The 12206-nt window shown below is 67.8% G+C and carries 14 protein-coding genes; 9 read left to right on the forward strand and 5 right to left on the reverse strand.

What is annotated here, in order from left to right; all coding sequences use genetic code 11:
* Window positions 1-11: 11 nt before the first annotated feature.
* The 3 genes from FOS14_RS05460 to FOS14_RS05470 are packed head-to-tail and all read right to left on the reverse strand — an operon-like array spanning window position 12 to window position 2736.
* The gene (locus FOS14_RS05460; protein WP_143769252.1) at window positions 12-1208 is read right to left on the reverse strand and encodes a ubiquinol-cytochrome c reductase iron-sulfur subunit; all 1197 of its coding nucleotides are present in this window, start codon (window positions 1206-1208) and stop codon (window positions 12-14) included.
* Window positions 1205-2059, reverse strand: coding sequence for a c-type cytochrome (locus FOS14_RS05465; RefSeq protein WP_143769253.1), 855 nt, complete (start codon window positions 2057-2059; stop codon window positions 1205-1207). Before FOS14_RS05465 ends, FOS14_RS05460 begins: the two co-directional genes overlap by 4 nt.
* Before the next feature lie 59 nt (window positions 2060-2118).
* Window positions 2119-2736 (reverse strand): heme-copper oxidase subunit III, encoded by a 618-nt coding sequence (locus tag FOS14_RS05470; RefSeq protein WP_143769254.1) that lies wholly within the window; start codon window positions 2734-2736, stop codon window positions 2119-2121.
* A 125-nt stretch (window positions 2737-2861) separates the two neighbouring features.
* On the opposite strand from FOS14_RS05470, the gene FOS14_RS05475 reads away from it, so the two are divergent.
* Both FOS14_RS05475 and trpD read left to right on the forward strand, forming a co-directional pair.
* Window positions 2862-3299: a hypothetical protein gene (locus FOS14_RS05475; RefSeq protein ID WP_370512166.1), complete on the forward strand. Its 438-nt coding sequence runs from the start codon at window positions 2862-2864 to the stop codon at window positions 3297-3299.
* A 10-nt stretch (window positions 3300-3309) separates the two neighbouring features.
* On the forward strand, window positions 3310-4368 hold the full coding sequence (gene trpD, locus FOS14_RS05480; protein WP_255450085.1) for an anthranilate phosphoribosyltransferase: 1059 nt from the start codon (window positions 3310-3312) through the stop codon (window positions 4366-4368).
* A 22-nt stretch (window positions 4369-4390) separates the two neighbouring features.
* On the opposite strand, the gene FOS14_RS05485 is transcribed toward trpD, so the two are convergent.
* Window positions 4391-4666, reverse strand: coding sequence for an Lrp/AsnC family transcriptional regulator (locus FOS14_RS05485; RefSeq protein WP_143769256.1), 276 nt, complete (start codon window positions 4664-4666; stop codon window positions 4391-4393).
* An 11-nt stretch (window positions 4667-4677) separates the two neighbouring features.
* Window positions 4678-6417, reverse strand: coding sequence for a DEDD exonuclease domain-containing protein (locus FOS14_RS05490; protein WP_143769257.1), 1740 nt, complete (start codon window positions 6415-6417; stop codon window positions 4678-4680).
* A gap of 95 nt (window positions 6418-6512) precedes the next feature.
* Between FOS14_RS05490 and FOS14_RS05495 the strand changes: the two genes are divergently transcribed.
* The 7 genes from FOS14_RS05495 to FOS14_RS05525 all read left to right on the forward strand — a co-directional run bounded on the left by FOS14_RS05495 (window position 6513) and on the right by FOS14_RS05525 (window position 12203).
* Window positions 6513-6806, forward strand: coding sequence for a hypothetical protein (locus FOS14_RS05495; protein ID WP_143769258.1), 294 nt, complete (start codon window positions 6513-6515; stop codon window positions 6804-6806).
* A 236-nt stretch (window positions 6807-7042) separates the two neighbouring features.
* A complete protein-coding gene (locus FOS14_RS05500; RefSeq protein WP_143769259.1) occupies window positions 7043-7603 on the forward strand; it encodes a C40 family peptidase in 561 nt (186 codons plus the stop codon).
* Window positions 7604-7770: 167 nt separating this feature from the next.
* Window positions 7771-8826, forward strand: coding sequence for a C40 family peptidase (locus FOS14_RS05505; RefSeq protein ID WP_370512167.1), 1056 nt, complete (start codon window positions 7771-7773; stop codon window positions 8824-8826).
* Window positions 8827-8875: 49 nt separating this feature from the next.
* Window positions 8876-10177, forward strand: coding sequence for a hypothetical protein (locus tag FOS14_RS05510; protein ID WP_143769260.1), 1302 nt, complete (start codon window positions 8876-8878; stop codon window positions 10175-10177).
* A 20-nt stretch (window positions 10178-10197) separates the two neighbouring features.
* The gene (locus FOS14_RS05515; RefSeq protein ID WP_143769261.1) at window positions 10198-11325 is read left to right on the forward strand and encodes a glycosyltransferase family 4 protein; all 1128 of its coding nucleotides are present in this window, start codon (window positions 10198-10200) and stop codon (window positions 11323-11325) included.
* Between the two features lie 24 nt (window positions 11326-11349).
* Entirely contained in the window at window positions 11350-11739 is a 390-nt protein-coding gene (locus FOS14_RS05520; RefSeq protein ID WP_143769262.1) for a polyketide cyclase / dehydrase and lipid transport, read from the forward strand.
* Window positions 11740-11765: 26 nt separating this feature from the next.
* Complete coding sequence (locus tag FOS14_RS05525) at window positions 11766-12203, forward strand: SRPBCC family protein (RefSeq protein ID WP_143769263.1); 438 nt, start codon at window positions 11766-11768, stop codon at window positions 12201-12203.
* The last annotated feature ends 3 nt before the right edge of the window (window positions 12204-12206 follow it).

The raw sequence follows: 12206 nt of genomic DNA on the forward strand, positions 1-12206 counted from the left end.
TTCTTGCTCCCCTAGTCAGAAGGTGTGTGGACACCGGCCGGGCGCTCCCAGAAGGCCGGGCCCAGCGGCTCGATGAAGTCTCCGTTGGCCACCAGGAAGCCCTCGGGGTTGACCGTGATCGGCAACTGCGGCAGGGCGCGGGCGGCGGGACCGAAGATCGGCTTGCCGTAGTGGGTGGCCAGGAACTGCGACTGGTGGCAGGGGCACAGGATGTGGTTGGTCTGCTGCTCGTACAGCGACGTCGGGCATCCCAGGTGCGTGCAGATCTTCGAGTAGGCCCAGTAGTCGCCGTAGTTGAAGTTTTCCTGACCCTTGCGCTTGACCGCGTGCTTGGCGTCGTCCGGCCGCAGCCGAATCAGCATGACCGCGTTACGGATACCGTGCAGCGCGTCGAGTAGCGCCTCTTCGTCGTGGCGCTCGGACTCGCGGAACGGGAAGACGGTCTCCATGGCGCCGGCGTCGAGATCCTCGGGCCGGACCAGCACAATCTGGCTCGGGATGCCGGTGTCGCGGCGCAGGTAGACAGTTTCGCCCTTGTACTTGGGCGTCCAGCCGCTGACCCACAGCGGGGAATCGCCGCGCTTGGCCCAGGGGTTCTTCACCAGCCCACCAACCATGGCGATCAGCGCGCCGACACCCACGACGCCGACGCTCAGGCCTGCGGTGCGGGTGATCAGCTTGCGGCGGCTGAGCGTGGAGGTTTCGAGGGCGTCGCTGAGCAGCGCGACTGTCGTGCGGCGGTCCACCTCGGAGGACGGTCCCTCGTGCCGCGTCTGGATCGCGAGCTCTTCGGGGATGAACTTCTTGGTGAAGAGGACCGCGCCCACGCCGATGCCGAGAACCGCCAGGCCGAGGGTGAGCCCGTAGAGCGGCGTGGTCATCGTGTAGAGGATGTAGCCGTCCTCGCCGCGTCCCTTGTACTTCCACGGCCAGAAACAAAAGATGCCGATGAAGGCCAGCCCCGACACCGCAGCCAGCGCAAACCAGAACGCCACGGTGCGCTCGGCCCGGCGCTCGGCGCGGGTGCCGCGCACCGGCCAGCGGGGACGCCGGAAGGCGAGGTTGACATCATCGAGTTCGGTACCGAGCTTGACCAGCTCGTCCCGACTCATGTCGTCGAGTTCGGCGTCGGTGTACTTCTTGGGCGCATCGCCGTGCCCGGTAGCGCCGACCTCCTGGTCGTGACGCTCCTGCCCGCCGTCGCTCATGACCTTGCTCCGATCCACAGTGCTACGCCGACAATCGTGGCGATTCCGAATACCCAAATAGCGATCGATTCCGTGACCGGCCCGAACCCGCCGAGACCGTAGCCGCCCTGCGGAAGCGTTTGCGTCGCGTTGTACACGTAGGCGACGATGTCCCGCTTCTCCTGCGGCGTGAGCTGACGGTCGGAGAACTTCGGCATGTTCTGCGGACCGGTCAGCATGGCCGCGTAAACCTGCTTGGACGAGGCCGGGGCCAGCGGCGGTGCGTACTTACCGGAGGAGAGTGCACCGCCCTTGCCGGTGAAGTTGTGGCACGACGCGCAGTTGAGGCGGAACAGGTCGCCACCGCGGGCCACGTCGCTGCCGCGGAAGGAGGCGTCGTCGCCGGCCGGCAGCGTCGGACCGCCGCCGTTGGCCTGCACGAAGGCGCCGAGCGCGTCGGTCTGCTCGGCGTTGAACTTCGGTGGCTTGCGCTCGATCTGCGCCTCGTTACGCGCGGCCGGCATGCGGCCCGAGGAAACTTGGAAGTAGACGGCCGCTTCACCGACACCGATCAGGCTCGGGCCGCGGTCCTGCACGCCCTGCAGATTCGCACCGTGGCAGGTGATGCAGGACGTGTCGAAAAGCTGCTTGCCTTGCCGGATCAGCGCGGCCTGGTCGAGCTCAGCCGAGGCGACCTGCGGCTTGGGGGTCAACACAGAAGCCAGGAAACCTGCGGCGACCAAACCCATCAGCAGAGTGAGTCCGCCAGCGACGCGTCGGCGTACCTTACGCCGACGCCGTGCCTTGGCGGCCGAGTTATCGCTGCGCTGCGGGCCGTCGTGCTCTTCTGCGGGTGGGGGAGAGGAACTCATCTGTATCCCTTTTTTTGGCGGGTACCGACGGGGGCTGTGTGGTCGAGGTGGGTGGCGAGCTAGCGGACGAAGTAGATGGTGCCGAACAGCCCGATCCACACGATGTCGACGAAGTGCCAGTAGTAGGAGACGACGATCGCGGCCGTTGCCTGCGCGGGAGTGAACTTACTGAGCTTGGTGCGGATCAGCAGGAAAATGAAGGCAATCAGACCACCGATGACGTGCAGACCGTGGAATCCGGTGGTGATGAAGAAGACCGAGCCGTAGACGCTGCTCGAGATGGTGGTGCCCTCGCTGTAGAGGCCGTGGTACTCCGTCAGCTGACCGGCGACGAAGAACGCGCCCATGAAGAACGTGAGCACGTACCAGCGGCGCAGACCGAAGACGTCACCACGCTCGGCGGCGAACACACCCATCTGGCAGGTGAACGAGGACAGGATCAGCACCGTGGTGACGGGGATCGCCAGCTTCATGTCCAGGTGCGTCGGCTCTGGCGGCCACCCCAGTATCGGATTTTGCTGCGCGCGCGCGGAGAAGTACATCGCGAACAAGCCGGCGAAGAACATCAGCTCGCTGGATAGCCAGATGATGGTGCCGACGCTGACCATATTGGGCCGGTTCAGCGAGTGCACGCGCTGGGTAATTGCCGATCCTGGTGTGCCTACTGCGGTCGTCACAGAGAGAAGTATGACCCGTCGTAGTAAGTCAGGAGTACTTGGGTGCGAAATTCGTTGGGGCGCGTCGTAGTACGAAGCCACCTTGGACACTGATTTCGCTGGTCGCGCTGTGCGATGCTGGGCGGGTGACGTCGGAAAAGGGGCTCGGGCGGTTGGCGCGTCGCCTCGGTCTACGCCGCCCGGTCGCGCCGCAGCTCGATCCCGACAGGTCTGACTTGGTGGTTGTCGCTGCGTGTTTCGACGATGCGGCCGCGTGTTCGACGGTACTCGCCGAGGCCGCAGAGACCGCGCCGCGCTGGGTAGCGGAGGCGCCCGCGGTGCTGCGCCATCACCTGCGGTTGCCGGCGGGCGCTATCGACTCCGTGTCGGCGATCGCCGCGCAGGACGGGTATCGATTGGTTGCCCCCTCGCCCGCCGATGCGGAGTTGGTCCTGTTGCAGCGGGTGCAGGTGCTCGACGCATTGCATTGTTCCCAGGAACGATCGCGGATGGCCGGCCTGGCGCAGCGGTACGACGGCGATGCGCTGGGCTGGGACGCGCTGCAACCGGATGGCGCTAGCTAAGCTGCACGCTGTGTTCCCACGCGAAGAGTCGGCGCGAAGCTGGCCATCGATTCTCGGCGCGCTCGCCGACCGGCGTGACCTGGATGCGGCCGACACCGCGTGGGCGATGGACGAGATCATGTCCGACAACGCGACTGCCGCCCAGATCGCGGCGTTCGGCGTCGCCTTGAAGATGAAGGGCCCCACCCCCGCGGAACTGACCGGCATCGCCGATTCGATGCTCGGCCACGGCCGCGCCGTGTCGGTGGATGTCGACGTCGTCGACGTTGTCGGAACGGGCGGTGACCGATCCGGGACCGTGAACATCTCGACCATGGCAGCGATCGTCGTTGCGGCCGCGGGCGTGCCGGTGGTCAAGCATGGCAATCGGGCGGCATCGTCGAAGAGCGGCGGCGCTGACGTCCTCGAGGCCCTCGGGGTACGGATCGGCATCGGGCCCCGAGGCGTTGTCCGCTGCGTTAGTCAAGTGGGCATCGCCTTTTGCTTCGCGCCCGTTTTTCACCCCGCCTACCGGTTCACCGCGGCACCGCGCAAAGAAATAGGTATCCCGACGGTTTTCAACGTGCTGGGGCCGTTGACCAACCCAGCGCGGCCGCGCGCGGGCCTGGTCGGCTGCGCGTTCGCCGACCTGCAGCCGATCATCGCCGGGGTCTTTGCCGGACGCGGCACCAGTGCGCTGGTGGTGCGCGGGGATGACGGGCTCGACGAGCTGACCACGACGGGACCCAGCCAGGTATTCGCGGTGCACGACGGCGACGTGGTCCGTCACCACCTCGATCCGGCTGAGCTCGGTATCGACCGGGTGCCGCTCGACGCGCTTCGGGGCGGCGATGCGCAGGCAAACGCGGTCGTGGCGCGCGAACTACTGGCCGGCAAACCTGGACCGGTACGCGACGCGGTGTTGCTCAACGCGGCCGGCGCGCTGGTGGCGTTCGCCGGTCCCGGGCCGAATCTGTTGTCGCAGTTCGCCGCTGGCCTCGAACGAGCGGCCGATGCGATCGATTCCGGAGCCGCCGCGGCATTGCTGGACCGCTGGGTGGCGGTGACCAGCGAGTTGGGCGCGGACTGAGTCGCAAGTATCGAGAAGCTAGCTACTCGCCGATCGAAAACCCGGCCTCCACGTCGGCGCGCGCATATGAGCGGAACGCGATGTGGGTGGTGGTGCGCATGACCCCGGGCACCTTGTCGATGCCGGAGGTCACCACATCGGCGATCGCCGCGTGATCACGCACCCGCACTACAGCGATGATGTCGACGTCACCGGCGCAGGAGTAGACCTCGGTGACGCCATCGGTGTCCGCGACCGCTTGCGCTGTCTCGGGAATCCGGCTCGACTCGGCGTCGATCAAGACGATCGCGGTGATCATGGGACGCCAGACTACCGGGCGATCTCGTCGTAGCCGGCGCCGCGCGCTGCCGACTCGGCCAGTTCGCACCACGACATCCAGCTGCCGGCCCCGCGCGCGGGTTCGCAATAGCCGTCGGTGGTGGTGACGATCCGCACCCCGGGTTCGCTGAGCCAGCGCGCGATCAGGCCGACCTCTTCGGGAAGGGCGCCACGCAGCGGCGTGCCCTGCGGGAGCACGGTCTCCGCCGCGGCGACCAGCGCCTCGATCACCGGCATGGGTGCCACTCCCGCGCGGGCGACCCCCGCTCCGGCCAGGCGACCGGCCCGCACCACTGCGATCTCCCAGCCGCCGCCCACGGCCGGTTTGGCGGCCACCAGCTCATCGATGGCCGCCACCGCGCGCAGGCGTTGGCATCGGCGCAGGGCGCGCAGTACGTGTGCGGCCCGGTCCCGCCGCCGCGCCGCGGTCTCGAACCGCTCCGCGCGCGCGAGCTGGTCGATTTCGGTGCGTAGCGTCAGCAGCGGACCGTCGTCGTTGCCATTGATCAGTCCGGCAACCGTGGCCGGTCCCGCGCTGTATTCCGCCGCGTCGTGCCGACCCGCGGCGGCGCAGCCGCCCACCACCTCGCGAGGACAGTTGTGCGTCCCCCGACGGGAAATCCGAGTCGTGCAGGTGCGGACGCCGCAGAGCTCAGCCAGGGTTGCCGCGACGTCGGCCGCGGCGGTGCGGGAGCCGAACGGCCCGAGCGCCACCGCGGCTGGTTCACGGGTGATCGACAAGCGCGGGAACGCCTCGGTGGTCAGCGAGATCCACCACGCCCGTTTCGGGAACTTGGAGCGGCGGTTGTACGGCGGGGCATGCGCCATCAGCAACCGCAGTTCGCGTACCCCGGCCTCGAGGCTGTGCGCGCACGCGACGTGGTCGACCCGCTCGGCGAGCGCGACCATCTCTTTCATCCGCCCGCGCGTCTCCGAACCGGTGAAGTAGTTGCGCACGCGGCGCTGCAGATCGACTGCGGTGCCGATATAGAGGACTTCATCGCCTGGCCCACGGAAGAGGTAGACGCCCGGGGATCGCGGCAGCGACGAGGCCAGGAACCTCTTGGCGCGCTGGCCCGCCGAGACGTTGGGTAAGTAGTCGACGAGCTCGGTGAAGCTGTGCACGCCCTGGTTCCCGACCCGCTCGAGCAGTCCGTGCAGCACGTCGACGGTGGCACGGGCGTCGTCGAGCGCGCGGTGCGTCGGTGTGGTCGAGGCCTGAAACAGGGCGGCGAGCGCGGAGAGCTTCACCGAGGGTGCTTCGTCGCGGGTGAGCACCCGGCGGGCCAGCTTGACCGTGCACAACACCGGCAGGCGTGGCCAGGCAAGATCGCACTGCGCGGCCGCGCGGCGCAAGAATCCGACGTCGAACCCGGCGTTGTGCGCGACCAGGACCGATCCGGCCGCGAACTCCAGAAAACTCGGCAGCACCCGCTCGATCCGGGGAGCACCGACCACCATGGCGTTGGTGATGCCAGTGATCTCGACGATGGCGGGCGGGATGCCGCGGCCCGGATCGATGAGTGTGGCCAGTTCCCCGATCACCTCGCCGCCGCGCACTTTGACCGCACCGATCTCGGTGATCGCGTCCTGCTCTGCGCTGCCGCCGGTGGTTTCGAGGTCTACGACCACGAACGTCGTCTCGCGCAGTGGCGTTTCGAGCTCATCGAACGCGAGCTGGCGTGCCACAGGAGAACTCACGCGCCACACGGTAGGGCTGGGCACCGACATTTTCTGTCGTACCCACCCGATAGCTTTCGGCACGGACAAGGTCGCCGACGGACCAGCTGATTTCCCGGCCATACGCCTGGATTTGCGCAGCGGAGATGAGGATCACAGTGATTGTCGACTGCAATGAATGCGTGGTGCGCGGCCGTGCTTGCCGGGACTGCGTGATCACGGTGTTGCTGGGTGAACCGGACCCGGCGGAGTTGGGTTGTGCGCACACTTCTGGCGCGGGTGCTCGCGTGCGGTTCGACCAGGAAGAACGGGCGGCAATCGAGGCTCTTGCCGAGGCCGGATTGGTGCCGCACCTGCGGTTGGTGCGCAGTAGGGTGCCGACGCCCGGCTCGACGGTGATTGACGAGTCAACATCTTGTGACCCGCGTCGCATCGGTTGACCAGCTGTTTCGCCGCGACGGCCACGACTGAGTCAAGGGGTTAGACACCCTCGAGACCCATTCGTAACCTTTTCGAGACCTTGCGGAGTCTGCTGCGCCGACCTGGCGCGGCATCGCGGGTCGCCGCCTCATCGGCGCGCTCGAGTGAGCGCACCGAGCTGGACGCTGTTTTGTGCGAGCGGGCTAACTTCCAGTCCGCGTATCCGGCCGGCGGAAGAGTGGAAGGTAGCTTTTTCGTGGCGTCCATTGTTACGCGTCGTCCGGTCCGCCGGGCTGCTGTTGCCGGGGCCGTCGCCCTCGGCGCGATCGTGATCCCTGCCGCCCCCGCGCTGGCTGAGCCGGTCAATGTGCCGGGTGTGGGAACGTTCGATGTTCCCAACCTGCCGCCGCTGCCCGCGGCGCCCGCGATTCCGGCCCTGCCCGGACAGCCGCCACTCCCGTTCCAACAAGCCATCACGGCCGGTCAGCAGGCGCTTGACGCGGCCCGCAGCAAGCTCGGCGCCCCATATGTCTACGGCGCAACCGGTCCGAACGCGTTCGACTGCTCCGGTCTGGTGCAGTGGGCGTACCGTCAGGCCGGCCGAGTCCTGCCCCGAACCAGCTGGGAGCAGGCCGCCGGTGGCACCCCGGTCGCGTTGAATGCGCTGCAGCCGGGCGACGTCATCTCCTACGACGGCGGATCGCACTCGGCGATCTACGCCGGTGACGGTCAGGTGATCCACGCGTCGACGAGCGGTGTGCCGGTGAAGTACGCCCCGCTGTATTCGATGCCGATCTTCGCCGCGCGCCGGTACTGAAATTGCGCGTTTCAGACCCCGGGTGGACACAGCCGGTTGCCGTTCCGTAACCTAACCGAGATCTGATGATCTCGCGGTGGTTCGAGCGGCACTGGGTTGTGATCTGGGGCTGCTGAAGTAAGTTGGGCTGTGCCCGGCGTACCTGACGAGCAAGGAAGTGTTTTTCCGTGGCGCGCATCCGTTGGCAACACCGGGCTGGCGTAGCTGTCGTCGCAGCCGTGTCGGCAGTTCTCGCGATAATTCCCGCAGCGTCGGCAGGCGCGGATCCCGTGGCCATGCCCGGAAATGCCAGTGAAGCGCTGCAGCGGATGACCGAACTTGCTCGCCAGTCCGAGCAGACCAACGAAGCTCTGCTCAACGCCCAGATAGAAATGGGCAAGAAGGTCGACGCGCTGAAGGCGGCGCAGGCCAAGCAGGCCGCCGACCACGCTGCCGTGGCCGCCGCCCAGGCGCGTGTGGCGCAGTTCCAGCCGGCCATCGACCGGGTGGCCAGGGCCTCCTACGAGGGTGCGCGCACCAGTCGGCTGTTTGCGGTGCTGACCGCGGACTCGCCGCAGCAACTGCTCGACCAGATGACGGCCCTGGACGTGCTGTCCAGCGAGACCGCCAAAGAAGTGTGGCAATACCAGCAGGCGGTAGCCGATGCGGCCACCGTCGAAGACCAGGCGCGTCAATCGGCCGACGCCGCCCGCGACGCCGCGGCCCAGGCGCAGGCGTTCAGCGACGACCTGCAGAAGAAGCAGAGCGAGTTGCAGACCCAGATGGCCGCGGTGACGCAGGCCTGGGGTCAGCTTTCCGGACGCGAACGCGCGGTCATGATCGGCACCCCGTTCCCGCCGGGATTCGACCCGAACGTGCTGCTGCGCGGCCTCGTCCCGGGCTCGCAGACCAGTGCACTGCAAGCCGGGCTGAGCCGGATCGGTGATCCGTACGTGTGGGGTGCCACCGGGCCCAACGCCTTCGACTGTTCCGGCCTGGTGCAGTGGGCCTACAAGCAGGTGGGTAAGCAGCTTCCGCGGACCAGCCAGGCGCAAGGCGAGGGCGGCGTGCCGGTGCGCAAGGAAGATCTGCAGCCCGGCGATGTCGTGCTGTTCTACCCGGACCACTCGCACGTCGGCATCTACGCCGGTGACGGCATGGTCTTGCATGCGTCCACCTTCGGTGTTCCGGTGCAGGTAGTCCCGATGGCCACCATGCCGTACGCCGGCGCGCGCCGTTACTGAGCGCGGAGTTACGACGATTTCGCGTACTCTGCCGCGGCGGCTCGCCCTCTTGATCTGTCTGCTCGTTGCGGTCGGGCTGCTCGACACCGCATGTGGCAGCGACGCCACCCCCAATAAACCGGCCACCACGAACCCGCGGCCCGCCAGCGACCCCTACCAGCAGCAACGCCAGGCGGGGGTGCAAAGACTCCTCGACCAGTGGGCTGCTGCGCTGCGCTCGGACGACACCACTGCGCTGGCTCGGCTGGTTGACCCGCACGCTGCCCCGGGCTTCCTCGACGCCCAGCTCCGGCGCGCCAACAATCTGCGCGGAGTTCCCTTGTCGGACTGGGGATTCGAGATCAGCTCCGAGCCTGATGAGCCACTGCCCATGGACCTCGCCGACCAACTCGATGCCACCGACGTGTGGGCGCCGGCGGTCTACCTGCATTACGGAATAGCCGGTCCCGATGCGGCGCCGACCCGAAAACCGGTGTCGCTCACGGTCGCCCGCCATGGCGATACCTGGCTGCTGGTCTCCGAGGCGCCCGTCGGTCACCGGCAAACCTGGCACGGCCCATGGGATTTCGGCCCGCTGGAGGCGCAGAAGATGGCGACCGGCGGTAACCGGACCGCGGTGGTCATGGGCCATCCCGAACAGCGCGCGGAGATCGCGGCGTTGGCTGCCGACCTGCCGGCGGCGGTGGCATCTGTGACGCAGTTGTGGGGAACCGGCTGGTCCCAGGCCCCGCTGGTGATCACCACCGGTAGCGCCGACGAGTTCGCGCAACTGGCCGGGGCCGAGCACACTGGCGCCGAGATCGCGGCAGTGGCCGTGGCCGACAGCGTCGACACCAAGTCGAAGGTGGTCACCGGGCAGCGCGTAGTCTTCAGCCCGGACGCGGCGACGCGCCTCGACGCCGCGACGAGGCAGTCGATCCTGCGCCATGAACTCACCCACGTGGCGGCGCGGTCGGTGACGGTGGACGGCTCACCGATGTGGATGCTCGAGGGCTTCGCGGACTACTCCGGCTACCGGAACTCCGGGCTGTCGTTTGCGCAGATAGCGCCACGGCTGACGCAGGAGGTGCTGGCCGACGGCCCGCCGAAGGCGCTGCCCGCCGACGCCGACTATCAAACCGCGGATGACCGGGCGAAGCTCGCCTACGAGCAAGGGTGGTCCGCCTGTGCCTACGTCGCGGCGACGTTCGGCGAGAAGAAACTGGTACAGCTGTACCACGAGCTCGCGCGCGGTCCGGCCGACGCGCAGCAGGTTGACGCTGCGTTTCGTGACGTAGTCGGGCTGGACACCGCTCAGTTCATCAACCGCTGGGGCGGTTGGGTGCTCGTGCAAGCCCGGCGGCCGAGTTAGCCGCTCGGTACGGTTACTCCATGCCTCGGACGCTGTTGGTCACCAATGACTTCCCGCCGCGTCCCGGTGGTATTCAGAACTACCTGCACGCCCTCGCGTCGCATCTTCCGCCCGACGAGTTGGTCGTCTACGCGCCGCGCTGGCGTGGCGACAGTCACCTGCGCTTCGACGCCGCGCAGCCCTTCGAGGTGGTCCGGCATCCCACCACGCTGATGGTGCCCACGCCGTTCGTGGCCCGCCGCGCGACCGAAATTTTTCGTAGTCGCGACTGCGACAGCGTCTGGTTCGGCGCTGCCGCTCCGCTGGCGCTGCTGTCGCCGCTGCTGCGTCGCGCCGGCGCTCAGCGCATCGTGGCCAGCACGCACGGCCACGAGGTCGGCTGGTCGATGCTGCCGGCGGCCCGGCAGGCGCTGCGGGTGATCGGCGACCACACCGACGTGGTGACCTACGTGAGCCGCTACACGCGCAACCGGTTCGCCGCGGCATTCGGCTCGCACGCGGCGCTGGAGCACGTGCCACCCGGCGTGGACACCGAGGTTTTTCGGCCCGACGCGGCGGCGCGTGCGGAATTGCGCAAACGCTACGGCATCGGAACGCGCCCGGCCGTGGTGTGTGTCTCGCGCCTGGTTCCACGTAAGGGTCAGGATGTCCTGATCAAGGCGCTTGCGCGCATCCGCGACCGCATCGACGGGGCGGTGCTCGTCATTGTCGGTGGCGGCCCGTACGCGGAGTCGCTGCACCGATTGGCGGCCAAGGCGGGGGTCGCCGAGCACGTCGTCTTCACCGGCGGTGTGCCGAGCCAGGAACTCGCCGCGCACCATGCGATGGCAGACGTCTTCGCCATGCCGTGCCGCACCCGCGGGGCGGGGCTGGACGTGGAGGGGCTGGGCATCGTTTTTCTGGAGGCGTCAGCCAGCGGGGTGCCGGTCGTGGCAGGTGACTCCGGTGGTGCGCCGGAGACGGTCATCGAGGGCACAACCGGGCACGTGGTCAAGGGCCGCCGCGTCGACGAGGTCGTCGAGGCGATCGTGAAAGTGCTGGCAGATCCCGATGGCGCCGCGGCCATGGGTGCCGCGGGGCGGGACTGGGTGCAGCGGGAGTGGCGCTGGGACATGCTTGCCGCTCGACTCGCCAAACAGTTCGTCTAGGACGCTGGTTTAGGCTCGGCGTCGATGAACAGCATCCAAGTTGCCGATCAGACCTTCGTGGTCGCACCCGCGGCGCAGGTGGCCGCGGCGATCAACGCGCCCGAGAAGTGGCGGCGCTGGTGGCCGGACCTGCGGCTGACGGTTCGCGAAGACCGCGGTCCGAAGGGCATTCGGTGGACCGTGGACGGCGCGCTGACCGGGACGATGGAAGTGTGGCTCGAACCCTCGTTGGACGGGGTGATCGTGCACTATTTCCTCCATGCCGAGCCGAACGGGCCCAGCAGGGGATCGCTGGCGGAACAGAATCGGCGCCGGCGCGTGGCGGGCAAGAACATGACGTTCGAACTCAAGGCGACGCTCGAGGCGGGCCGGCGGGCGGGGGAGCCGCCGCGCGCGAGCGCTCAACCCCGGTGACGGTTGAGAAAGGAAGACTGACGCGCATGGCCGACAGGACCAACAGGTCGATAATCATCAACGCGACGGCGGCGAAGATCATGGACGTCATCGCGGATTTTCCGGCGTATCCGACGTGGGTGGCCGCGGCCAAGACGGTGCAGGTGCTCACCCCGGGTCCGGGCGACCGAGCGCAGGTGGTCCGGTTCGAACTCGATGCCGGTGTGCTCAAGGAAACCTACGACCTGGCCTACGACTGGGCGCCGGACGGCAAGTCGGTCACCTGGCAACTCATTCGTGGTGACCTGCAGAAGTCGCAGTACGGTGCCTACACGCTGGAAGATCAGCCGGACGGCAGCACACGGGTCAGCTACGAGTTGACCGTCGACCTCAACGTCCCCATGATCGGAATGTTCAAGCGCAAGGCGGAGAAGGTCATCACCGACACGGCGCTGAAGGAACTCAAGAAGCGGGTGGAAGGCTGATCG

This window comes from Skermania sp. ID1734, from assembly GCF_007489285.1.
Lineage (GTDB): Bacteria > Actinomycetota > Actinomycetes > Mycobacteriales > Mycobacteriaceae > ID1734.